The following is a 22,521-nucleotide window of genomic DNA, read 5'->3' on the forward strand; positions in this document are numbered from 1 at the left end:
TCCGGGATCGGGAGCGCAAGCGGGACGCGGTCATAATGACGGCCGCCCGCGCCTTTCGGGAGCGCGGTTATCACAACACCTCCCTGGACGACATCGCCCGCGAGCTGAACGTCACCAAGCCGACCGTCTATCACTACGTCGAGAACAAGGAACAACTGCTGTTCGAATGTTTTCGTGCCGGCCTGAAGCTGATCATGGACGGCATCGAGGAACAGCGTGAATCGACGACCACCGGGCGCGAACGCCTGGCCGCGGTGATCGCCCGTTATGCGGAAGCCATCACCTCGGATTTCGGCTGGTGCATGGTGCAAGCCGAAAACCAGGACCTCAGTCCCACCATGAGCCGCAAGGTGAAGTCGCTGAAATCGGAAATCGACCAGGGCATTCGCGCGCTGATCCGTGCCGGCGTGTCGGACGGCTCGATTCGTGAGTGCGATGAGAAGATGACCGCGTTCGCGCTGGCGGGTGCGCTGAACTGGATCGCTCACTGGTACCGCAGCGACGACAAGCTCGCCGCCGCCGAGATCGCGCTTCGGTTCGTCGATCTGTTCGAGCTGGGCCTGCAGCCGCGCTGAGCAGGTGCCTTCGGCGACCAGCAGCGTAAATTCAAGCCTATCTCGCGCGGTTCGGCGTACCACGCTCGGCAACCGCCTTATCGAGAGCAACTTGTAACTTGCCGAGCGTCTGGACCATACGCGGTTGATCGACGTTGCCGCTGGCAACGAAGCTTGCAGCCATCCGCTCCAGCTCGCCCGCATGACCGCTGATCTCATTGAACTGCAACATCGCCCCGCTGCCGTGCATGCGATGGGTCACCGATTCGATTTCGCGAACCACGTCCAGATTGCCGCTCGCGGCAGTGTCGATCAGAGCTCGCAGCTCCACGACTTCCTTGGTGACGCGCTCCAGATACCGTCCCGCGATCTGGACCATCTTGGCGCGCAGTTCTTCGGGGCCGGTGGACATTACAAACCTTCCCAGATGGACAACACATGCTCGGCGAGCAGCATGGGATCGAAGGGTTTGGCGATGACCGCCGCGGCGCCGAGCGCTCGAAAGCGCGCCACTTCCTGCGGCATGGCCTTGGCGGTCATGAATATCACTGGAATGGATTGCAGCTCGGGCTGACTGCGCATCTGCTGCAAGGTCGTCGGCCCATCCATGTTCGGCATCATCACATCGAGCAACACCAGATCCGGCTTGCTCGCTTGCATGCTCTGTAGCGCACGCGTGCCCGAGTCCGCCGTGTTCACCGACAGCGTCGGCATGAGCCCGAGCGCCATCTGCACGATCTCGCGAATATCCGGCTCGTCATCGACGTACAGGATCTCGCGCAGGCTGTCTCTGTTCATTGATGGCGCGCCTCTGCATGAGCGTGCGACGAGATCGAGCTGAGCGCGAGAGGCGAATCGCTGTCCAGACACAGGGTGTAGCGATTGCGCCCGTCTCGTTTACTTGCATACAGACAATGATCGGCGATTTCCAGCAGCCCCTTGAAGCTCAGGTCGCTGGTCAGCATTTGCGCGGCTTCGGCGCCGCCGATGCTGATGGTCACGGGGATCGTTCCCACCGAAGTCTCGATGGGCGATTCCGCCAGACCCGCCACCAGCCGATGAGCGACGATCTCGGCACCGCGCAGATCGGTATCGATCAGCACGACCAGAAATTCCTCGCCGCCGTAACGGCCGATCCAGTCGCATGCCCGCGGCAACAAGTCTCGCAGGCGGCGATAAGCACTACGCAGCACTTCGTCTCCGACGGCATGACCGAAGCGATCGTTGATGCGTTTGAAATAATCGATGTCGAGCAACAGCACCGACACCGGATGATTGAAACGACGCGTACGCTCCAACTCCAGCGACAGCTGTCGTTCGAGATAGCGCCGGCTATAGGCACCGGTGAGCACGTCGGTGTTCGCCATCTGCCGCTTTTGATCGAGTGCGCGGCGCAATGCCTGCTCGAGACCGACGATGCGCCGGGCATTGCCAAGCCGTGCAATCAGCTCGGGCGTCGAGATGTTCTTCTTGCCCAGATAATCGTCCGCGCCCGCTTTCAAGCCCGAGACGATATCGGCGTCGCCGTTCTGCGCCGTGAGCAGGAAAATATATAAATAGCCGGGATACTGTCCCTCGCGCGCCCGCTTGCACAGCGTGACGCCGTCCATGCCGGGCATGTTGCGGTCGGTGATCATGATGGGGCAGAACTCGTGATCCAGCAGCTTCAAAGCCTCCTCGCCGCTGGCAGCCACCGCGGTCTCGTAACCCGCTTCCTGCACGACCGTGACCAGATAGTCGCGTGCCTCTGGATCGTCATCGACGATGAGCACGCGCACCTCGGGCTGCAATGCGCTCAGCTCAAGCGTCAGCGTCTGCTCGAATACGCTGGGATCGGATGGCATGATGGATCAGCTGGCTTCGGTGCGCCGTTGCGAGGTCGCAGTCGGCGCGACGCGCGCGCCCGCCTCCGCCTCACGCAATAGCGCTTCAATGTTCGAAACGATTTGTTGTGAAGGCTGTGTTTCTTGACCGGGCGTAAACGATGAGCAGCCCACGCGGGCCGTGAACGATTCGAGCGGGGTCAACAAACGCGCCGCCAACGTGGCGCTCAAGCGAGCCCCGACGCCGGCCGCGCCGGCGCCATTGGTCTCGGGCAGAAGGACGGCAATACGCTGCACGCCATCGCGTCCTCGATAGCGGGTCGCGAAATCGATATCGACTCGAATGGCGTCGCTCACGATCGCCACCGCCTGCGCCAACGTATTCGCCACCGGCGTGCCGCTCTCCGACTCGAGCTGCAACACCAGCACCGCCAGATTGCGACCATACCGCGCGGCGCGCTTCACTTCAGCTCGCATCCGGTCGGCCAGCACGCCGCTGGCCACATCGCTCACCAGGCTGGCGCCCTGTTGTTCTCTCACGGCATGTAGGGCTTGCCGCATCTCGACCGCCCGGAAGGCCGAGCGAATGGCAGCGACCACCTTCGCATCCGGCGCCCGCTTGCTCAGATAATCGTCCACGCCAGCAAAATACCCCCGCTCGTGCGAGCTGTCGTCGTCGAGCACTGTGAGCATGATGATGTAAGTTTCACTGTCCCCCTGGCCGCGCAGACTCTCCGTGAGACGAATGCCATCCATGCGCGGCATCTGCCAATCGGTGATCACCACGGGGAACGATTGAGTCTGCAACAGCTCGAGCGCGGCGCTGCCGTCGCTGACGGTATGCGTCTCGAAGCCGAGCGACTTCAGCCGGTCGGCCATCAGCTCCAGCTCGAGCTCGTCGTCGTCGACCAGCAATATGCGTTGAGGCGCCCGGCCCGCAGCCGCTGTCACAGATGCGTCATGAACGTTGCTCATGTGAGCGATGGCTCGAAGTTTGTGAGAATTTTCCGGTAGCTTGGACCCGTGCGCCGCGGCATGAGATCAGGTACCCCATGCCGTGTGCATGAGTGATTCCCGCAATCCCCGGCGAACATGAAGTCGATAGCAAAGGCGCGTATAGGCGCGTGCTGTCATAAACGTATTAATCGGGTCTGCCCATGGACCGACACGATCAGACGGAACAACTCGTAAGAGATGAACAGTTGCAGCTCCTGTTTGCGGGGCTGCCGTCCTCTTTGCTCGCCACCCTGCTACTGCTGACACTTACCGTCGCGGTCACGCATCTTGCCGGCTCCATTCACATCTATCCAGCCAGCGTGGGGATTCTGCTGGTCACAGCCGCGCGCTTCGTTCTCTGGCTGATGCATGGACGCCATGCCAATCGTGAAAACATTGCATGGTCAACGCTGTTCTTTATCGGCTCGGTCGCGGCCGGCGCGGCGTGGGGTTTCGGCGCCGTCGTCGTGTTTCCGGTTGGCGATGTCACCGCGCAGGCATTTGTCGCTTTTGTGATCGCCGGCGTATCGGCCGGTGCCGTCGCCACGCTGGCGGTCGAGAAATGGACGGCGCTCGGTTTCGTGTTGCCCTGTGTGGTGCCATTTGCGGTCAGGCTGCTGCTGGAGCCCGGCGCGTACAGCACCACGATGGGCGTGATGGTTGCGATCTATGCGGTCGTGATTTCGGCGTCCGGCATCCGACTGAGCCGGCACATCAGCGAGAACATCGTGCTTCGCTTGCAGGCGAGCGAGCAGCAGCGCAAACAAGAGCGCTCCGAACGCGCCCTCAGCCTGGCCAATCATCGCTTGCGGGATTTCATCGACGCCGCCGATCACGTCGCCATCGTCGCGCTCGACGATCACGGCATCGTCACCATGATGAATCGGGGTGCCGAGAAAATGCTCGGCTATTCCGAGCAGGAACTGGCCGGCAAGCTGACGCTGGAATTGCTGCTCGATCCCAAGGAGGTGCAGGACGTCGCCAACGAGCTGAGCAGCGCAGGCCGCCGCTTGTTCGGCCTGCATGCCTTCCTGCAATACAGCCGCGAAACCGGCTCGTTCCGCCGTGAGTGCGTGTTCATCGGCAAGAACGAACAGCGCGTGCTGGTGGATCTGGTGTTGACGCCCACGCACGGCGACGGCGACGCCACTGCCATCACCGGCTTTCTGGCCACCGCCACCGATATCAGCGAACGCAAGCGGGCCGCCGAAGCGCTGATCCGGATGAATCAACGCTTCGTGCTGGCCGCGCACTCCGGTGGCATGGGCATCTGGGACTGGGACGTCGCGGCGGATACGCTCACCTGGGACTCGCGCACCTACGAAATCTACGGCGCGCCTCGCGATGTGAAGCCCGACATGAATTACATGCTTCGCACCGTTCACCCGGATGATGTGGAGCGAGCGCGTGGCGAGCTGGTCGCCGCTCTGAGCGGCAAACAGCCACAGCTGCGCACCACGTTCCGAATCATCTGCCCCAGCGGCGAGGAACGCATCGTCAGCGCCTCCGGCTTGACCTTGCGTGACGCGAACGGTCGCGCCGTTCGCATGACCGGCTTGATCTGGGACATCACCGAGAGTCAGCGCGTCGAGCGCATGAAGAACGAGTTCGTGGCGACGGTCTCGCACGAGCTGCGCACGCCGCTGACCTCGATTCGAGGTTCGCTGGGTCTGGTATCGGCCGGCGTTGCAGGTAAGCTGCCGGAGCGCGCCGCCGGCCTGATCAGCATGGCCTTGAACAATTGCGAGCGCCTGACGCTGCTGATCAACGACATTCTCGACATGGAAAAACTCGAATCCGAGAAACAACGCTTCGAGGTGCGACGCATGGAGGTGAGTGAGCTGGTGAAGCGTTCCATGGAGGACAACACCGGCTTCGCGCAATCGCTCAGCGTGCATTTCGTTACGCCCGAACCGCTGTGTCGCACCGAGGTGCTGGTCGACCCGGGCCGGTTCCTGCAGGTGATGGCGAACCTGTTGTCGAACGCCAGCAAATTTTCGCCCGCCGGCGCCACCATCGAAGTCGCCGCCCGCTGCCAGCAGGGCCGCGTACGCGTTTCCGTCCGCGACTACGGCAAAGGCATTCCGCCGGAGTTCCAGCCGCGGATCTTCCAGAAGTTTTCTCAGGCCGATTCATCGGACTCGCGCAGTCGCGCCGGCACCGGCCTCGGCCTCGCGATCAGCCGCGCCATCGTCGAACGGCTCGGCGGTCACATCGGCTTCGACACCGGGCCCGGTGGTACCACGTTCTATTTCGAGCTGCCCGAGGCCGACAGCGTCGCCGCGCAGGCCGTGGCTCTTCAGCAGTCGAAAGTGTCATGAGCCCGCAGCGCCGGCCGTTGCGTAATAGCGATATCGTCGCGATGCTGCTGATCGCACTGGGCGTGCTGGTCGCCGGCGGCTGGCTGACGGGCAAGCCGCTGACCATCACGGTGGGCCTGGACAACATCGGCATGACGATGAATGCGGCCGCCAGCTTCATCATGGCCGGCCTCGCCTTGATCGTCTCGCGGCCAGCCGCACGACTCGGGCTTGCGGTGCTGCTGGCTATTCCCAGTGCGCTCACCTTGTGCGAGCACTTGTTCCAAGTCGACCTGGGCATCGATGACCTGCTCGGTCACTCGTGGATCCTGCACGCCGCGCCTCATCAAGGCCGCATGGCGCCGCAAGTAGCCGCCGCATTCGCCTTCGCGGCGGCCGCGCTCGCTCAACTCGCCCGTCCGCAAGACGGCCGTCTGCATTGGCTGGCGCCGCTGGCCACGGGCGCGGTGTTTTTGATCGCAATGGTGTCGCTGTTCGGCCGCTTGCTCCGGCTCGACATCATTTATGACTGGCACTACGCGACGCGCATCGCGCCTCATACCGCCGCCGGCTTGCTGTTGCTGTCGCTCGGCCTGGCGCAGATGACGTATCGACGCTCGTTCGACAAGACCGACGATGTCTCCAACGATTCGCGTCGCATTCTCGCGGTCAGCACGGCGGCGATGCTGGCGATCACCATCACCTGCGCGGCGGTGTGCTTCGCCGTGGTCGTGCGTCACAGTCACGATCTGCAACAGACGACGTTGGCTCGCGAGCTGCGCAATCAAGTGGACCTGATCAGCGCCGAGATCGCCAGTGAACGGCAGGAAGGCGAACGCGTGCTCGCGAGCCAGTCGTTGGCGCAGATCATCGCCCACAACTCGCCTGAGGTCAGCCTGGTCAAATTGCGCCAGAGTCTGCAGGGCTGGGCCGAGCGGCGGCTGCCGCTGAGTCGCGGCCTGCAGGCGCTGGATCTGGCCGATGCCGATGGCAATTCACTGTTGCAGTCGGGCTCGTTCGGCCCGCCGCCCAGCAGCGTCGTGCGCCTCGACAACCAGGCGCGGATCGAGATCGGCAACGAAGCTCATCTATCGATCGAACGGCCGACGCTTCCGGATGCCTCCGGCCGCAGCGGTTTCATCAGAATGCAATTCGCACTGCCGCGTCTGAACGCTGCCTTGTTGTCCGATCGGACGACCCGTGAATTCGATACGTCCATCTGCCAGGCCCTCAGCGCCAAATCGATGCAATGTCTGAGATTGGCATCTTCACCGCTGGCGAGCTTGCCCATCGCACGCGACACCGCAGGCCGCGCCGGCGCGTTGAATCTTGCGCTCAACGGCAAGAGCGGCGTGACCTTGGGCGCCGAACCCAGTGGCGCTCGTTTCTTCGCGGCGTACGGCCCGATTCCCGGCACGCCGTTGGTGACCACGCTCACGACGCCGCTCGATTCGCTCTACAGCGACCTGCGTCAGCGTTTGAACATGCTGTTGTTGCTGATGATCGGTCTGGTCACCGCGGCCGCCTGGTTGCTGCGCTGGCAGATCGCCCCACTGCTCATCAAGGTCACCACCGCACGCTCGCGTGCGAACGACAGTGCCATGCATCTGACCGCGATCATGAACACCGCGGGCGACGGCATCATCACCGTCAATCGGGTCGGCACCTTGTTGTCCGCCAATCCCGGTTTTGGCCGGCTGCTGGGCTCGGAATCGAGCGAGCTGGTCGGTCAGAACCTCACCCGTCTGTTGCCAGGACTGCAGTTGCTGGTCGACGGGCATGGCATGTACTCGCTGGCTCATTGCGCCGGCGAGCCCGCCATGGAATTCCAGCGCGAATCCGCCACCGGCGAAACGCTGTACCTGCAAGTGGAGTTTGCGTGGCTCGATCCAGCCACGCGCAGCACGCTCGTCGCAACGGTTCGCGATCTGACGTTGCTCAAACGCGGCGAGATGGAACTGCGCGAGACCCACGAGCGACTGCAAGACAGCGAACGTTTGTATCGCGATCAGGCGACGCGGCTCGCGACGCTGTTCGATAGCGTCGAGGACGCCATCGTCGTCATCAACGACAGCGGCAACATCGAATCCTGGAATCATGGGGCTGAGCAGCTATTCGGCTACAGGATGGAAGACATCCTCGGCAAGGACGCGCGCCTGTTGCTGCCCGAACCGCACGCCTCGCAGCTGTCGCGCTATATACAAACCCGCGAGCGCGTGAAGACCGGTCGCATCGAGATGGAAGGTCGGCATGGCAGCGGCCGGATCGTTCCGATCGAGGTATCGATTCGCGAAATGATCATCAACGACGAGCGGCTGCACGTGGCCGTGCTCCACGACATCTCCGTGCGCCGCGAAGTTGAGCGCATGAAAGCGGAGTTCATCTCGACGATCAGTCACGAGCTGCGCACGCCGCTCACGTCCATCGCCGGCTCGCTCACCCTCATCTCCGGCGGCGCCGCTGGAGAGATCCCCTCGAAAGCCGCACGACTGGTCGGCATCGCGCGCCAGAACAGCGAGCGGCTGATCCGCCTGATCAACGACATTCTGGATCTGGAAAAAGCCGAGGCCGGCAAGCTGGACTTCTCATTGCAGGTACGCTCGCTGCGCATGGAAGTTGCCTCGGTGGCCGAGTTCAACCGCGGCTTCGCGCAAGGACTGGGCGTCGCCATCGAGCTGGAGGACGGCGAGGATGCCGACGTGCTCATCGACAGCGACCGGCTCACTCAGGTTCTCACCAACCTGATCTCCAATGCCGCGAAGTTCTCACCGCCCGGCGGTGTCGTTCGTATTCGTATCGATCGCGAGAAGCCCTTCGATGTGCGCGTGACCGTCAGCGACAATGGTCCGGGCATTCCGCCGGAGTTCTGCCCGCGAATCTTCCAGAAATTCGCGCAGGCGGATGCATCCGACAGCCGCGCCAAGGGCGGCACGGGCCTGGGCCTGTCGATCGCCAAGACCATCACCGAAAAACTCGGCGGACGCATCGGCTTCGACACCGTCCCCGGCAAGGGCACCAGCTTCTACGTGATCCTGCCGGTCCACAGCCAGAGCCGCATCGCCGGGCACAGCAAGCACGAAGATATGTTGGCCGACTTCGAGCGCTCCGCACTGCCGCCGCGCAGTGAGATTCTGCCGCACGTCCTGCACGTCGAAGACGACCAATCGCTCTCCACCATCGTGCGCGAGGCAATGTCGCGCAATGCCGTTGTAACGTCAGCCCGATCGGTCGCAGCCGCTCGTCTGCAACTGGCCGAGAAACATTTCGATGCCGTGATCCTCGATGTGAGTCTGCCCGACGGCTCGGGCCTGGACCTGCTGCCCGTAGCAGCGCGCGCCGGCAAGCGCCCTCCAGTAATGGTTTCGTACACCGCTGATGAGCCGTCGCGGGCTTTGCGCAACATCGTGGATGCGGCGCTGGTCAAGTCGCGACATTCGGTCACTCAGCTGATGGTCACGGTGCTGGCGCAAATCGAACGAGCCGAGACTCGCGGCGCCGAAACTGTTCGGGCGAGCTAGCGCTCCGCCTCATCGCTCAGAAGCCGGATTCCAAGCATCCGCCCCGCCTCGGCGGCGGACAGCACTTTCGTATGCGATTGCCGCTTGCTCATCGGCGATTGCGCCGGAAATCGCTCAATAAATTGCCACCGGAAGACTCGATCTCATGTTCGGGCCCCGGATCGGGTTGGCGTTAGACTAGGGCCTGCCATTCGTTAGGAACTGCCGTCATGACCTCCGCCAAACCCTTCGCGCCCGCCTGCGAACGCAATCGAGACCCCATTCTCGACGTCCTGCGCCAGTATTTTTCCGATCGGCGGCGCGTGCTGGAGATCGGCAGCGGCACCGGTCAGCATGCGGTCCACTTCGCGCCGGCGTTTCCCAACGCAGTCTGGCAAACATCGGATGTCGCGGAGAATCTGCCAGGCATTCAGCTGTGGCTGGATGAAGCCGCCCTGCCGAACCTGCCGACGCCACTCACGCTGGATGTCACAGGCGACTGGCCGGACGCGCGCTTCGACGCAATCTTCAGCGCCAACTCGCTGCACATCATGCCGTGGCCGGCGGTGGAACAGTTCTTTGCCGGCGTCGGTCGCGTGCTGGAGCCCGGCGGCATCCTGGCCGTCTACGGGCCATTCAACTACCACGGCAGCTACACGAGCGACAGCAATCGCGAGTTCGACGGCTGGCTGAAACAACGCTCGGCACTGAGCGCCATTCGTGATTTCGAAGCCGTCGACCGCCTGGCTCAGGGCATCGGCTGCCACCTCGTGAAGGACCACACGATGCCGGCCAACAATCGTTTGCTGGTATGGCGCCGGTCCGACGCGTGAGGTCTCGTCATAGACTCAGCACTGTTGCCACCCCTGCCAGCTCTGCGTCCTGTAGCCTCGACTCAGATATCGAACTTCACGCCCTGAGCCAGCGGCAAGCGCGTTCCGTAGTTGATCGTGTTGGTCGCGCGCCGCATATAGGCCTTCCAACAATCCGAGCCGGCTTCGCGACCGCCGCCCGTTTCTTTCTCGCCACCGAAAGCGCCACCGATCTCGGCGCCCGAAGGGCCGATGTTGACGTTGGCGATACCGCAATCCGAACCGAGCGCCGACAGGAAATATTCCGCCTCGCGCAGATCGTTGGTGAAGATGCAGGACGACAGGCCCTGCGGCACTTCGTTGTGCCGCTGAATGGCTTCCTGCAGGTTGTCGTACTTCATCACGTACAGAATCGGCGCGAACGTCTCACGACGCACCACATCGTCCTGCGACGCCACTTCGACCAGCGCGGGACGAACGTAATAAGCATCGTCGCCCAACTCCGGCGCGACGCGCTCGCCACCGACCACCTTGCCGCCGATCGCCGCCGCCTGCTGAAGCGACTGCTGCATGGCCTGATAGGACTGCTTGTCCACCAGCGGGCCGATCAGAACATCCGCGCTCCGCGGATCGCCAATCGCCACTGACCCATAGACTTTCTTGAGACGCGCGACGCAATCGCCGTAGACAGCCGAGTGAACGAACAGCCGGCGCAGCGTCGTGCATCGCTGACCCGCCGTGCCCATCGCACCGAAAGCGATACCACGCAGCGCGAGATTCATATCAGCCGTGGGAGACACGATCGCCCCATTGTTTCCACCCAGCTCGAGAATGGCGCGCGCGAAGCGTGCAGCGAGTTTCGGCGCCACCGTGCGGCCCATGTGCGTCGAACCCGTCGCGGACACGAGCGGCACGCGCGGATGATCGACCAGAACTTCGCCGACCTCACGGCCACCGATCAGCAGCGTCGACAACCCGTCCGGTACGCCACCAAACTTCGCAGCGGCACGTTCGAACAGCGTTTGCACAGCGAGCGCGGTCAGCGGCGTCTTCTCCGACGGCTTCCACACGACGGAGTTGCCGCACACCAGCGCCAAAGTCGAGTTCCACGCCCACACGGCGACCGGGAAGTTGAACGCCGAGATCACACCGACGACACCCAGCGGGTGCCAGTTCTCCATCAAGCGATGATCGGCGCGCTCGGACGCAATCGTGAGACCGAACAGCTGACGCGACAGACCGACTGCGTAATCGCAAATGTCGATCATCTCCTGCACTTCGCCCTGTCCTTCAGAGATGATCTTGCCCGCTTCGAGCGTGACGAGACGTCCCAGATCCTCACGTGCCGCGCGCAACTCTTCACCAAACAAACGCACGAGCTCGCCGCGCTTCGGCGCGGGCACCGAGCGCCACTCGAGGAACGCGCGATGCGCCCGTTCGATCTGCTCGCTTGCTTCCTGAGCGGAGCACTCGCGCAGACGGCCGACGATCTGGCCGCTGATCGGCGAACGCGCTTGCAAGGTGCCGCTGTTGAAGCGTTCGGCCGGCACACCGAGGCGTGCGAGCGTGGCGGCGACATCGTCGATGACGTTGATCTGGGTCATGGTTGGGCTCATTTTGGCGCGTACGCACGCCCGAAGCGATTCGCCAGGAACGTATTCAGATCGATATCTTCCTGCCGGATGAAGCCGCGATCCGCGATCTTGCCGGTGGCAAGCAGATCGAGCACGCCCGTGATCCCCGCCGCCGTCGTGATCTGAATCGCACTACGCATCACGCCGCCAACCTCGGCGCTGTAGATCTTGTTCGCGTACGTATCCTGCACCAGCTGACCATTGCGCATGCCGCTGACCGTCACGAACACGATGACCACGTCCTGCAACGTCGCCGGCAGCGCGTTCTCCAGGATGTCCTTGAGCACATCGCGACGATCGCGCAGACGCAGATCGTTCAACAGCGCCTTCATGATGGCGGCGTGACCGGGATACCGGATCGTGCGGTAGTTGAGATTGCGCACCTTGCCGCTCAAGGTCTCGCACAGCGAGCCCAGACCGCCGGAGGTGTTGAACGCCTCGTAAGTCACGCCGTCGAGCGAGAACTCTTCGAGCTCTTCCATCGGCGGCACTTCGCGACGCTCGCCGTTGACGATGGCTTCGCAGGGCTCGCAGTACTCGTTGATGAGCCCTTCGGTGCTCCACGTCAGGTTGTAGTTGAGCGCGTTCGACGGGAACTTCGGCAGCGCGCCGACGCGCATGCGAACGTCGTGCAGCGTATCGAAGCGACGGATCAGATCGTAAGCGGCGATGGTGATGAAGCCCGGCGCGAGGCCGCACTGAGGAATGAACGCGGTCTGCGCGCCCTCCGCCAGCTTCTTCACCTTGCGCGTGGTCGCCACGTCTTCGGTGAGATCCAGATAGTGAGCGCCGGTCTCTTTGGCCGCGACGGCAATATCGCCCGTCAGATTGAACGGCACCGCGCTCAGCACGGCGAAGCTGCCCTTGAGCAACGCGCTCAGCTCGCGCGGATCGGTGACGTCGACCGCCTTGGTCTCGATCGCTGCGTTGAGGCCGCTGAAGCGACCCACCTGCCGGTCGGCCAGGGTGACGCGATAGTCGCCGCTAGCGGCGAGCATATCGGCAATGGTGACGCCAATCTTGCCGGCGCCTGCGACCACGATGTGTTTCATGGCGGGCATTGTCGGCAAGGCCCCGGTCGACGGGTATTGCCAAAGCGCCGAGCTGTCGGCAATGTTTCGGCGTTTTGTCGGTTCCCTTCGTCATTTCGCCGAGACACCGCCGTTTTCGCATGAAGCCCCGCCCGCAACCGCTCGATTCCGTCGACCAGCAACTCATCGCGCTGTTGCGCGAGAACGCTCGTGCTCCGACCGCCGTCCTCGCCCGCAGTCTCGGCCTGTCACGCACCACCGTGCAGAGCCGGCTGGAGCGGCTGGAGCGATCCAAGGTCATCACCGGCTATTCGGTGCGGCTCTCGGAAGCTCAGGAACGCGGCGCCGTGCACGCCTACATCATGATCACGGTGAAGCCGAAGCACGCCAGCCAGGTCGAACGCGAGGTGCGCAAGCTGAAGGACGTGCGCGTCCTGCAAGCGGTCAGCGGCGCCTTCGACCTGATGGCGCTGGCCGTCACCGATTCGATCACCGACATGGACGAGTTGATCGACTCCATCGGCGAGCTCGACGGCGTCGAGCGCACCACTTCATCGATCGTGCTGTCGACCAAGTTCGAGCGCTGAAAGCTGCCAGTTCTTTGGGATCTGAGCGCCTTCGCCCGACAGCAATGCCTCGAGCTTGCGCCCCGCCTCCGAGCTGTATATACAGCCAGACATGGACCTGGAGACCAAACTCGCCATCCTGGCCGACGCCGCCAAGTACGACGCCTCATGCGCCAGCAGTGGCGCGCCCAAGCGCAGCGCGGCTCCGGGCAAAGGCATGGGCTCCACTACAGGCATGGGCATCTGCCATAGCTATACACCCGACGGCCGCTGCGTCTCGTTGCTCAAGATCCTGCTGACCAACTTCTGTCTGTACGACTGTCTCTATTGCATCAACCGCCGTTCGAGCGACATTCCACGAGCGCGCTTCTCGGCGCAGGAAGTGGTGGACCTGACGCTCTGCTTCTACAGGCGCAACTACATCGAAGGGTTGTTCCTCAGCTCCGGCATCATCCGGACCGCCGATTACACGATGGAGCAACTGGTCGAGGTCGCGCGCACGCTGCGAGAGGAACACGAGTTTCGCGGCTACATTCATTTGAAGACCATTCCGGAAGCGAGCCCCGAGTTGGTCGCAGCCGCCGGCCGCTATGCCGATCGCTTGAGCGTCAACATCGAATTGCCCACGCGCGAGGCGCTGACGACGCTGGCACCGGAGAAGAGCGATGTCTCCATCAAGCGCGCCATGGGTGAGATTCGGCTCAAGCTCGACGAGAAAGCGGACGGTGGAGCAAAGGCGCCGCGCTTCTCACCGGCAGGTCAGAGCACGCAACTCATCGTCGGCGCCGACGAAAGCTCCGATGCCTCCATCATGGAGACGGCGGACACGCTGTATCGCTCGTACAAGCTGCGTCGAATCTATTACTCAGCTTTCAGTCCGATTCAACGCACGTCCGCGCTCCTGCCCAACAAAGCGCCACCGCTGATGCGCGAGCATCGGTTGTACCAAGCCGATTGGCTGATGCGTTATTACGAGTTCTCGCTGGGTGAGCTGTCGCAGGCCATGCCGGGCGGGAAGCTGGACTTGAGCGTCGATCCGAAGACCACCTGGGCGCTGGCGAATCGTCACCAATTCCCGGTGGACGTGAACACAGCCGACCGGCATCAACTGCTGCGCGTGCCGGGTCTCGGCGTGCGCGTGATCGATCGCATCATCAGCTCACGCCGGCATCGTAAGCTGCGTTACGAAGACCTGAAAACGCTCGGAGCGACACTGAAGCGCGCCCGTCATTTCATTTGCACGGCTGATTATCGGCCGCAACAAAGTGATCGCAGCTCCGACGGCCTGCGACATGCGTTGATCTCGGCTCCCGAACAGCAGTCATTGTTCTGACCATGTATTCGGCCTGCGTCCAAGAGTTCACGCAGTGGCGCGAGGTGGCGCGCCCACTGTTATCCACCGGCACTGTTCCGGAGGACATGGAGTGGAAACTGGGCCGACACTTCGAACCTCTGGCGCCTTCCCTCACAGCACCGACACCGTTGCGACTGTCGCGTCAACTGATCGAGCTATTGGAAACCATCAGCTGCTATCGACACGACGGCCGCTGGGACTTGATGTATCGCCTGGCTTGGCGTTCGTTACGGCAGCCGCACTTATTGGAGGACGCCGCCGATCCCGACGTTCACCGCGCCATGCAGATGGCCAGCGCCGTGAACCGCGAGATCCACAAGATGCACGCGTTCGTTCGCTTCCGCGAAATGACCGACGAGCAAGGCGAAAAGAAATATTTCGCGTGGTTCGAGCCCACGCACCAAGTCCTGCGCCTGGGCGTGCCGTTCTTTTGCAAACGCTTCCCGAACATGGAATGGATGATCGCCACGCCCGACGGCACCGCGCTGTGGCGCAACGGCGAGCTGCGATTCATCGAGACGCCGGACAAGTCGACGCTGCCCAAAGCGGATGCGCACGAAGGACTGTGGCGCACTTACTATCGAAACATCTGTAACGTGTCGCGCATCAACCCGCCAGCCATGCGACGCGAGATGCCGCAGCGATATTGGCGCAATCTGCCGGAGTCGGTCGAGATTCAAACGCTGTTGCGCGACGGTCAGTCGAGCTTTGCTCAGCGCCAGCGTGAAGCCATGGATCTGGAGCTCGCCAAAGCGCGAGCCATGCAACGCGCGTTGGCGGATCTCCCGGATCACTCTGGCGGCCCCTCGGCGTGTCGTCGTTGTGACATCTGGCGTCACGCGACTCAAGCCGTGCTCGGTGAAGGCTCGACCTCGGCATTCATCATGCTCGTCGGCGAACAGCCCGGCGATGAAGAGGATCTGCGCGGTCGGCCTTTCGTCGGTCCCGCTGGCCGCGTGCTCGATGAAGCATTGAAAGTCGCCGGACTGGAGCGCGGCGATCTCTACGTCACCAACGCCGTCAAACATTTCAAATGGCAACCACGCGGTAAGCGCCGGCTGCACCAGCGACCAGCCGCAAGCGAACTGGCTGCCTGCAACCATTGGCTCGATGCCGAGGTCTCGCAAGTCAAACCTCGCATCATCGTGGCGCTTGGCGTATCGGCACTACGCGCCGTCGCGGGCCTGACCGACTCGATCGAATCGGCTCGCCAGCTGCAGATTCCTCACGCGAGCGGAGCGCAGGTTGTCTGTACCTATCATCCGTCAGCGATCCTCCGCGCCGATCCTGCAAACGCAGATCAACTGCGCACCCACTTGGTGGACGATTTGCGTCGTGCCCGGGAACTTGCCGCGTGACCGTACGCTTCCTCTAAGATGTCCGCCGCCCCGCCACCGCTTGTGACCGTCACAGAGAACGGCCTGTATTGCCCGGCCGGTAGATTCCACATTGATCCCTGGCGGCCAGTCGAGACCGCTGTCATCACGCACGCCCATGGCGATCATCTGCGCCAGGGCGGCACGCGGTATCTACTCGCCGAACCTGGCCTCGCAATCGCGAGCCATCGCCTGGGCGCGGATCATCAGCCGACGCCGGTGAAATACGGCGAGCAACTGCAACTCGGCGCAACGACGATCTCACTGCACCCGGCCGGCCACATTCTCGGCTCGGCGCAGCTGCGCATCGAGCATGAAGGACAAGTGTGGGTCGTGTCCGGCGACTACAAGCGACAGCCCGATCCAACCTGCGCGCCATTCGAGCCACTGACCTGCGACGTATTCATCAGCGAGGCCACGTTCGCCTTGCCGGTGTATCAATGGCAGCCAACCGGCGAAGTGATCGAAGAAATCTTCCACTGGTGGCGAGCCAACAGGGAGCGCGGGCTCGCGTCCGTGTTGTTCTGTTACGCGCTCGGCAAGGCCCAACGCGTGTTGGCAGAACTGCGAGCATTCACCGACGAGACGGTGTACTTGCACGGCGCCGTGAATGTGTTGACGGACGTCTATCGGCAGCAAGACATCGAGATGCTCCCGACGATGCCCGTCACCGGCGAAAAGAAAACGGACTATCGCGGCGCTTTGATCATCGCTCCGCCGAGCGCCGCCGGCACGCCGTGGATGCGACGCTTCGGCGATCATTCCAGCGGTTTCTGCTCCGGCTGGATGCGAGTGCGCGGCAATCGACGGCGGCGTGGCTATGACCGCGGCTTCGTACTTTCCGATCACGTCGATTGGCCGGGCCTCATCGATACATTCAAGAGCACTGGCGCGAGCAAAATCCTGCTGACTCACGGCTACTCCGACGCTCTCGCTCGCTACATGAACGAGCTGGGCCTCTCCGCTGGCGCGCTTCAGACAGCGTACGGCGACGAGGAGCAGCAATGAGAACCTTCGCCGCGCTGTACGAAGAGCTCGACACGACGCAGTCGACCAACCTCAAAGTCGCGGCGATGTCCCGCTACTTTCGCGAAGCACCGCCCGCCGACGCGGCGTGGGCGACGTACATTCTCTCGGGCCGCCGGCTGAAACGTTTCATCGGACCGGCGCTGTTGAAACGCTGGTTGATCGACGAGGCCGCGCTGCCGGAGTGGCTGATCGATGAATCCTACAATTCGGTCGGCGACCTGGCCGAAACCATCGCGCTACTCACGGCTGGTACAGCTCACGGCGAAGCCGGCACTGACGATATCGCCCTCGCCGACTGGATCGAGGACCGCCTGTTGCCATTGCGCGAGGCGGAGGAAGACGTGCAACGCCAGACCATCACCGGCTGGTGGCGCGAGCTGCCTTATCGACAATGTTTCCTGTTGAATAAACTGCTCACGGGCGAGTTGCGCGTCGGCGTGTCGCAGCTGCTGGTCACACGAGCGCTCGCTGATGTCACCGGCATCGAACGCACCGAGCTAGCCGGTCGATTGATGGGCGACTGGCAGCCCGGCGCTCTCTTCTGGCAAGCGCTGCATGCGGCCGAGAGCCCGCGCACCGATCCTGCCGTTCCGTATCCTTTCTTCCTCGCGTCGCCGCTCGAAGGCGAACCGGGTCAACTCGGCGACCGCGACGCCTGGCAGGCCGAGTGGAAATGGGATGGCATTCGCGGCCAGCTGATCCGCCGCGCCAGCGAATGTCACTTGTGGTCGCGAGGTGAGGAACGTATCACCGACCGGTTTCCCGAGATCGTCGACGCGGCAGGCACGCTGCCCGACGGCGTCGTGCTCGATGGCGAAGTCGTCGCGTGGAAGGACGGACGGATCCAGCCCTTCGCTTTGTTACAGCAGCGCATCGGGCGCAAGAAGCTCACCGCCGCGATTCTGGCCACCGTGCCCGTGCAGTTCCTCGCCTATGACTTGCTCGAATTCAACGGCGAGGATCTTCGCGCGGCACCGCTTCGAGAACGCCGCGCTCACTTGGAAAAACTGCTGACGAACGCGTCGCCCATCCTGCAGGTCTCGCCCTTGGTCACCGCGCCGAGCTGGGAAGAACTCGCTCTGGCGCGCGCCGACTCACGGCAACGCAACGTCGAAGGCTTGATGCTGAAAGCGCTCGACTCGAGCTACGGTACCGGCCGTCAACGCGGCGCGTGGTGGAAGTGGAAGATCGAACCGCATTCATTCGATGCGGTCATGATCTACGCCCAACCCGGTCAAGGGCGCCGCTCGAACCTGTACACGGATTACACGTTCGGCGTCTGGCGGGATCGAGAGCTGGTGCCGGTCGCGAAAGCCTATTCAGGCTTGAGCAATCCCGAAGTGGAACAGCTCGATCGCTGGATTCGTGCTCACACCGTGGAGAAATTCGGCCCGGTGCGTTCCGTCGAGCCGAGCCAGGTGTTCGAGCTGGCGTATGAAGGCATCGCCGCTTCCGGCCGTCACAAATCCGGCATCGCGCTGCGTTTTCCACGAATTCTGCGCTGGCGCACCGACAAACCCGCCAGCGAAGCCGACACACTCGCGAATCTGCAAGCCGTGCTCACGCCGGCGCCCGACGCACCGGCTAACATTCGATAACAGGAGGCGATCATGAAATACACAGGCAGCTGCCATTGCGGCGACGTCGCGTTCGAGTTCGAGGGAACATTCGACGAGGTGATGGAGTGCAACTGTTCTCACTGCAGTCGCAAAGGTTATCTGTTGACCTTCATCCCGCACGAACAGTTGACAGTGAGCAAAGGCACCGAGAGCTTGAGTACCTACACTTTCAACAAGCACGTCATTCAGCATCACTTCTGCCAGAAGTGCGGCTGCGCGCCGTTCGGTGTAGGCATGAACCCGAAGGGCGGCAAGATGGCCGCCATCAACGTGCGTTGCCTGGAAGAGTTCGATCTGGCGGGCATCAAGCGCAAGCCAGTGGACGGCAAATCGTACTGACCGGCACATCGAACGAGGGATCGGGCATTCTGCCACGCCCCTCGTGCGAGTCGGCAAAAGGCGCGACTTTTGCCTCTCGCCGCCGCCTGCGGCGTCGAGGTACATCCATGTACCCGGTGGTGCTTCTCAGCTCAGGATCGCGGTCTGATAGTTCTGGGCAAGCGGCATCGGCTCCATCGCCAGTGCCAGCGCCTCGCGCGCCAGTTCGACCAGGCGCCGCGTGCAGTATTCGTACTCGCCGCGAGTGACGATGATGGACCAGGACACCGCGCCGGCCTGCTCCGTCACACGCAACATCGCCCGGGCCGGATCGAGGCGGGCCGGATCGCGGCCCGCCGTCTGCGCGGCCCGCGCCAACCCCTTCAATTCCCGATACAACGCCGAGCCGGCGCCTGCTTCCATCAAGCCGGCAAATGTGAGTGTCGCGGCTTCGATGTCGATGCGCAGCCTGCTGACACGGCCGTCCGGCCATTCGATGTCGATGGGCATGCGGCCGACGCGCAACTTGCCTTCTTGAAAGCTTCGCAGCTCGCCGCGTTCCACCAGGACGCGCAGGGCCGCGCAAACCGCCTTGACCTCTTTCGAGCGGCGGATGGGCGCGACAAAGTCACAGGAGTGGGTCATGTCCGTGGTGATTACTCATAACCTGATTCGCCTACCGATTGGTAGACGACGCATAGGATAGGCTGTCACGGCGGCCGGCTCCAGTACCCTTTCGCAACTTGTATCCAGACCTGTGGGAATGGAATACAGTGGCGCCCCCAAATCTGCATGAATTTATCTCCAGGTCAGCAAGAGTTCGGGTGAATGAGTCAAGACAGCTCCTTGTCAGCAAACGCGCGCGATAATCTCCGCCAGGCGGCCCTCGCCTACCACGAGCACCCGACCCCTGGAAAACTGGCCATCACGGCCACCAAGCAGTTGACCAACCAGCGCGATCTGGCGCTGGCGTATTCGCCCGGCGTGGCCGCGGCGTGCGAAGCAATTGCCGACGATCCTCTGGCGGCATTTCGTTACACCGCCCGCGGCAATCTCGTTGCGGTCATCACCAACGGCACGGCAGTGCTCGGTCTGGGCGCCATCGGCCCGCTGGCCGCCAAGCCGGTGATGGAAGGCAAGGCGGTGCTGTTCAAGAAATTTGCCGGTATCGACGTGTTCGATATCGAGCTGGACGTGAACGATCCGGACCGGCTGGTCGACGTGATCGCCGCGCTCGAGCCCACGTTCGGCGGCATCAATCTCGAGGACATCAAGGCCCCCGAGTGCTTCATCATCGAGCGCCGCCTGCGCGAACGCATGAAAATCCCGGTGTTTCATGACGATCAGCACGGCACCGCCATCATCGTCGCCGCCGCCGTGTTGAACGGTCTGCAAGTGGTCGACAAGGACATCAAGTCGGTGAAGCTGGCGGTCAGCGGCGCCGGTGCCGCCGCGCTGGCCTGCGTCGATCTGCTGGTCGACATCGGCCTGCCCCGCGAAAACGTCTGGCTCACCGATCTCGCCGGCGTCGTGTATGCGGGCCGCAAGGAATTGATGGATCCGGAGAAGGAGCGCTTCGCGCAGCCGACCGACAAGCGCACGCTCGCCGAGATCATCGTCGACGCTGACATATTCCTGGGCCTGTCGGCCGGCGGCGTGTTGAAGCCGCCCATGGTCGCCACCATGAAGCCGCACCCACTGATTCTTGCGCTCGCCAATCCGACGCCGGAAATCCTGCCGGAAGAGGTCGCGGCCGTACGTAGCGACGCGGTGATGGCCACCGGCCGCACCGATTATCCGAATCAGGTGAACAACGTGCTGTGCTTCCCGTACATCTTCCGGGGCGCGCTCGATGTTGGTGCAACGACGATCACGCGCTCGATGGAAATCGCCGCGGTCCATGCGATCGCGGAACTGGCCCGCCAGGAACAGAACGACATCGTCGCCAGTGCCTACAACACCGAAAATCTTACCTTCGGTCCCCACTACATCATCCCGAAACCGTTCGATCCGCGGCTGATCGTGAAGATCGCGCCGGCGGTCGCGAAGGCGGCGATGGACAGCGGCGTGGCGAGCCGGCCGATTCAGGATTTCGACGCCTACAGCCAGAAGCTGCAACAGTTCGTGTATCACAGCGGCACCTTCATGCAGCCGGTGTTCGCCGCGGCCCGCCGCGTCGATCGCCAGCATGCACGCATCATCTTCGCCGAGGGCGAGGAAGAGCGCGTGCTGCGCGCCGCTCAGATTCTGGTCGATGAAAAGCTGGGGCAGCCGATTCTGATCGGCCGTCGCGCCGTCATCGACAAACGCATCCAGAAGTACGGCCTGCGCCTGAAGCGTGACGAGCACTTCACCAATGTCGATCCCGAATACGATCCTCGCTATCGCGAATACTGGGAAGAATATCGTCAGCGCATGGGCCGCGAAGGCGTGACCGCGCAGTACGCCAAGCTCGAAATGCGCCGACGCACGACACTGATCGCGGCGATGCTGCTGAAGAAGGGCGAAGGCGATGGCTTGATCTGCGGCACGATCAGCAGCAGTGGCCGACATCTGAAATACGTCGATCGCGTGCTGGGCAAGAAGCCTGGAACCACCGTGTACGGCGCGATGAGCGCGCTGGTATTACCCGGCCGGCAGCTGTTCATCGTCGATACGCACGTGAATCTGGATCCCACTGCCGAGCAGCTCGCGGAGATCACGGTGCTCGCCGCCGCCGAAGTCAGAAACTTCGGCATCGAACCGAAAATCGCGCTGATCTCTCATTCCAACTTCGGCACCAGCAATGCGCCGTCGGCGGTGAAAATGCGTCGCGTGCTCGAGCTGGTGCGCGCGGCTGCACCGGAGCTGGATATCGATGGCGAAATGCACGGCGACTCGGCGCTCGACGAAGCGATCCGCAAGACCGCGCTGCCCGAGTCGACGCTGCATGGCTCGGCGAACCTGCTGGTGCTGCCGAACCTCGACGCCGCCAATATTTCTTATAACTTGCTGAAGACCGCGGCCGGTCAGAACGTGGCCATCGGGCCGATTCTGCTGGGCTGTGCCGCGCCGGTCACCATCCTGACGCCGTCGGTGACGGTGCGCCGGATCGTGAACATGGCGGCGCTGACCGTCGTGCACGCCAACGCCGCGAAGCAGGTTCAACTGGGGCTGTCCTCGCCCTGAGCTGGATGCGCGGCGGTCCCTCCCGGATGGGAGGGACCCGCCTGCAACGTTACTTGCGCCAGCGCTTGTGATCGTCGTCCTCGTATTTATGTGACAGCGTCTCGCCATTGCGGCGATCGATCACGATCTCGATCTCACGGCCCTGCGCGTCATAGCCCTCGACCTTGGCAATCAGATCGCGGACCTTGATCTCCTTGACCTTGATGCCCTGGGCGCTGAGCCGGCTCTCGATGTCGCCGATGCTCAAGGCGTTGGCCGGCACGCTGACCACGCCCGAAGTCGGGCTCTGCGCCCAGGCCGAGGCGCCGGCCACACCCGCCAGCGTCACCACCGCCGCCATCACCAGCGCTCGCGCGCCGCTCGTTCCAATAGTCATATCTGCGCTCCTGTGTAAAACTGCCTGAATCTTGGCGACCCGACGCCGCAAACGATCGATTTCGGGCT

At 63.0% G+C, this 22,521-nt stretch carries 19 protein-coding genes; 11 read left to right on the forward strand and 8 right to left on the reverse strand.

The genetic code is table 11. The features are described from left to right. Nucleotides 1-35 precede the first annotated feature (35 nt). Nucleotides 36-575: a TetR/AcrR family transcriptional regulator gene (locus tag EKO19_RS05255; protein WP_175596959.1), complete on the forward strand. Its 540-nt coding sequence runs from the start codon at nt 36-38 to the stop codon at nt 573-575. 37 nt (nt 576-612) lie between these two features. On the opposite strand, the gene EKO19_RS05260 is transcribed toward EKO19_RS05255, so the two are convergent. From EKO19_RS05260 to EKO19_RS05275, 4 genes are read right to left on the reverse strand one after another with little or no spacing between them, the layout of a single operon-like run. Next, nucleotides 613-966, reverse strand: a complete 354-nt coding sequence (locus tag EKO19_RS05260) for an Hpt domain-containing protein (protein ID WP_129775319.1) — start codon at nt 964-966, stop codon at nt 613-615. Then, on the reverse strand, nt 966-1,352 hold the full coding sequence (locus EKO19_RS05265; protein ID WP_129775320.1) for a response regulator: 387 nt from the start codon (nt 1,350-1,352) through the stop codon (nt 966-968). Before EKO19_RS05265 ends, EKO19_RS05260 begins: the two co-directional genes overlap by 1 nt. Further along, nucleotides 1,349-2,398: a diguanylate cyclase gene (locus EKO19_RS05270; protein WP_129775321.1), complete on the reverse strand. Its 1,050-nt coding sequence runs from the start codon at nt 2,396-2,398 to the stop codon at nt 1,349-1,351. The genes EKO19_RS05265 and EKO19_RS05270 overlap by 4 nt, the downstream gene beginning before the upstream one ends. A 6-nt stretch (nt 2,399-2,404) precedes the next feature. After that, nucleotides 2,405-3,352 carry a response regulator gene (locus EKO19_RS05275; protein ID WP_129775322.1) on the reverse strand — a complete coding sequence of 316 codons (948 nt, stop codon included), beginning with the start codon at nt 3,350-3,352 and terminating at the stop codon, nt 2,405-2,407. 182 nt (nt 3,353-3,534) lie between these two features. Between EKO19_RS05275 and EKO19_RS05280 the strand changes: the two genes are divergently transcribed. The 3 genes from EKO19_RS05280 to EKO19_RS05290 all read left to right on the forward strand — a co-directional run bounded on the left by EKO19_RS05280 (nt 3,535) and on the right by EKO19_RS05290 (nt 10,003). Then, nucleotides 3,535-5,694 carry an ATP-binding protein gene (locus tag EKO19_RS05280; protein WP_129775323.1) on the forward strand — a complete coding sequence of 720 codons (2,160 nt, stop codon included), beginning with the start codon at nt 3,535-3,537 and terminating at the stop codon, nt 5,692-5,694. Next, nucleotides 5,691-9,191, forward strand: coding sequence for a PAS domain S-box protein (locus EKO19_RS05285; RefSeq protein ID WP_129775324.1), 3,501 nt, complete (start codon nt 5,691-5,693; stop codon nt 9,189-9,191). Before EKO19_RS05280 ends, EKO19_RS05285 begins: the two co-directional genes overlap by 4 nt. Before the next feature lie 209 nt (nt 9,192-9,400). Continuing rightward, entirely contained in the window at nt 9,401-10,003 is a 603-nt protein-coding gene (locus EKO19_RS05290) for a DUF938 domain-containing protein (protein WP_129775325.1), read from the forward strand. Nucleotides 10,004-10,065: 62 nt separating this feature from the next. On the opposite strand, the gene amaB is transcribed toward EKO19_RS05290, so the two are convergent. Both amaB and EKO19_RS05300 read right to left on the reverse strand, forming a co-directional pair. Beyond that, complete coding sequence (gene amaB / locus EKO19_RS05295) at nt 10,066-11,586, reverse strand: L-piperidine-6-carboxylate dehydrogenase (protein ID WP_129775326.1); 1,521 nt, start codon at nt 11,584-11,586, stop codon at nt 10,066-10,068. A gap of 8 nt (nt 11,587-11,594) precedes the next feature. Then, entirely contained in the window at nt 11,595-12,668 is a 1,074-nt protein-coding gene (locus EKO19_RS05300; RefSeq protein ID WP_129775327.1) for a saccharopine dehydrogenase family protein, read from the reverse strand. A gap of 119 nt (nt 12,669-12,787) precedes the next feature. Here EKO19_RS05300 and EKO19_RS05305 point away from each other — a divergent pair, with 119 nt between their 5' ends. From EKO19_RS05305 to EKO19_RS05330, 6 genes are all read left to right on the forward strand, one after another. After that, the gene (locus EKO19_RS05305) at nt 12,788-13,234 is read left to right on the forward strand and encodes an Lrp/AsnC family transcriptional regulator (protein WP_129775328.1); all 447 of its coding nucleotides are present in this window, start codon (nt 12,788-12,790) and stop codon (nt 13,232-13,234) included. A gap of 91 nt (nt 13,235-13,325) precedes the next feature. Further along, the gene (locus tag EKO19_RS05310; RefSeq protein ID WP_129775329.1) at nt 13,326-14,546 is read left to right on the forward strand and encodes a putative DNA modification/repair radical SAM protein; all 1,221 of its coding nucleotides are present in this window, start codon (nt 13,326-13,328) and stop codon (nt 14,544-14,546) included. A gap of 2 nt (nt 14,547-14,548) precedes the next feature. Then, nucleotides 14,549-15,925 carry a UdgX family uracil-DNA binding protein gene (locus EKO19_RS05315; RefSeq protein WP_129775330.1) on the forward strand — a complete coding sequence of 459 codons (1,377 nt, stop codon included), beginning with the start codon at nt 14,549-14,551 and terminating at the stop codon, nt 15,923-15,925. A gap of 18 nt (nt 15,926-15,943) precedes the next feature. Then, the gene (locus tag EKO19_RS05320; RefSeq protein WP_129775331.1) at nt 15,944-16,951 is read left to right on the forward strand and encodes a ligase-associated DNA damage response exonuclease; all 1,008 of its coding nucleotides are present in this window, start codon (nt 15,944-15,946) and stop codon (nt 16,949-16,951) included. Further along, the gene (locus EKO19_RS05325) at nt 16,948-18,570 is read left to right on the forward strand and encodes an ATP-dependent DNA ligase (protein ID WP_129775332.1); all 1,623 of its coding nucleotides are present in this window, start codon (nt 16,948-16,950) and stop codon (nt 18,568-18,570) included. The genes EKO19_RS05320 and EKO19_RS05325 overlap by 4 nt, the downstream gene beginning before the upstream one ends. A gap of 12 nt (nt 18,571-18,582) precedes the next feature. Beyond that, the gene (locus tag EKO19_RS05330) at nt 18,583-18,930 is read left to right on the forward strand and encodes a GFA family protein (protein WP_129775333.1); all 348 of its coding nucleotides are present in this window, start codon (nt 18,583-18,585) and stop codon (nt 18,928-18,930) included. 126 nt (nt 18,931-19,056) lie between these two features. On the opposite strand, the gene EKO19_RS05335 is transcribed toward EKO19_RS05330, so the two are convergent. Beyond that, a complete protein-coding gene (locus EKO19_RS05335) occupies nt 19,057-19,554 on the reverse strand; it encodes a hypothetical protein (protein ID WP_129775334.1) in 498 nt (165 codons plus the stop codon). A 183-nt stretch (nt 19,555-19,737) separates the two neighbouring features. Between EKO19_RS05335 and EKO19_RS05340 the strand changes: the two genes are divergently transcribed. Beyond that, nucleotides 19,738-22,077, forward strand: a complete 2,340-nt coding sequence (locus EKO19_RS05340; protein ID WP_129775335.1) for an NADP-dependent malic enzyme — start codon at nt 19,738-19,740, stop codon at nt 22,075-22,077. Nucleotides 22,078-22,126: 49 nt separating this feature from the next. Here the strand turns inward: EKO19_RS05340 and EKO19_RS05345 are convergent, their stop codons facing one another. Next, the gene (locus EKO19_RS05345; RefSeq protein ID WP_129775336.1) at nt 22,127-22,453 is read right to left on the reverse strand and encodes a PepSY domain-containing protein; all 327 of its coding nucleotides are present in this window, start codon (nt 22,451-22,453) and stop codon (nt 22,127-22,129) included. Nucleotides 22,454-22,521: the final 68 nt, after the last annotated feature.

This window comes from Peristeroidobacter soli (assembly GCF_004138485.1).
GTDB lineage: Bacteria > Pseudomonadota > Gammaproteobacteria > Steroidobacterales > Steroidobacteraceae > Steroidobacter > Steroidobacter soli.

What these genes read in the sequence shown, in the direction of transcription:
- EKO19_RS05260 (WP_129775319.1), bottom strand. Translation starts at nt 966, where the DNA reads ATGTCCACCGGCCCCGAAGAACTGCGCGCCAAGATGGTCCAGATCGCG.
- EKO19_RS05320 (WP_129775331.1), top strand. Translation starts at nt 15,944, where the DNA reads ATGTCCGCCGCCCCGCCACCGCTTGTGACCGTCACAGAGAACGGCCTG.
- EKO19_RS05300 (WP_129775327.1), bottom strand. Translation starts at nt 12,668, where the DNA reads ATGAAACACATCGTGGTCGCAGGCGCCGGCAAGATTGGCGTCACCATT.
- EKO19_RS05325 (WP_129775332.1), top strand. Translation starts at nt 16,948, where the DNA reads ATGAGAACCTTCGCCGCGCTGTACGAAGAGCTCGACACGACGCAGTCG.
- EKO19_RS05285 (WP_129775324.1), top strand. Translation starts at nt 5,691, where the DNA reads ATGAGCCCGCAGCGCCGGCCGTTGCGTAATAGCGATATCGTCGCGATG.
- EKO19_RS05345 (WP_129775336.1), bottom strand. Translation starts at nt 22,453, where the DNA reads ATGACTATTGGAACGAGCGGCGCGCGAGCGCTGGTGATGGCGGCGGTG.
- EKO19_RS05340 (WP_129775335.1), top strand. Translation starts at nt 19,738, where the DNA reads ATGAGTCAAGACAGCTCCTTGTCAGCAAACGCGCGCGATAATCTCCGC.
- EKO19_RS05290 (WP_129775325.1), top strand. Translation starts at nt 9,401, where the DNA reads ATGACCTCCGCCAAACCCTTCGCGCCCGCCTGCGAACGCAATCGAGAC.
- EKO19_RS05315 (WP_129775330.1), top strand. Translation starts at nt 14,549, where the DNA reads ATGTATTCGGCCTGCGTCCAAGAGTTCACGCAGTGGCGCGAGGTGGCG.
- EKO19_RS05255 (WP_175596959.1), top strand. Translation starts at nt 36, where the DNA reads ATGACGGCCGCCCGCGCCTTTCGGGAGCGCGGTTATCACAACACCTCC.
- EKO19_RS05335 (WP_129775334.1), bottom strand. Translation starts at nt 19,554, where the DNA reads ATGACCCACTCCTGTGACTTTGTCGCGCCCATCCGCCGCTCGAAAGAG.
- EKO19_RS05265 (WP_129775320.1), bottom strand. Translation starts at nt 1,352, where the DNA reads ATGAACAGAGACAGCCTGCGCGAGATCCTGTACGTCGATGACGAGCCG.
- EKO19_RS05310 (WP_129775329.1), top strand. Translation starts at nt 13,326, where the DNA reads ATGGACCTGGAGACCAAACTCGCCATCCTGGCCGACGCCGCCAAGTAC.
- EKO19_RS05330 (WP_129775333.1), top strand. Translation starts at nt 18,583, where the DNA reads ATGAAATACACAGGCAGCTGCCATTGCGGCGACGTCGCGTTCGAGTTC.
- amaB (WP_129775326.1), bottom strand. Translation starts at nt 11,586, where the DNA reads ATGACCCAGATCAACGTCATCGACGATGTCGCCGCCACGCTCGCACGC.
- EKO19_RS05270 (WP_129775321.1), bottom strand. Translation starts at nt 2,398, where the DNA reads ATGCCATCCGATCCCAGCGTATTCGAGCAGACGCTGACGCTTGAGCTG.
- EKO19_RS05275 (WP_129775322.1), bottom strand. Translation starts at nt 3,352, where the DNA reads ATGAGCAACGTTCATGACGCATCTGTGACAGCGGCTGCGGGCCGGGCG.
- EKO19_RS05280 (WP_129775323.1), top strand. Translation starts at nt 3,535, where the DNA reads ATGGACCGACACGATCAGACGGAACAACTCGTAAGAGATGAACAGTTG.
- EKO19_RS05305 (WP_129775328.1), top strand. Translation starts at nt 12,788, where the DNA reads ATGAAGCCCCGCCCGCAACCGCTCGATTCCGTCGACCAGCAACTCATC.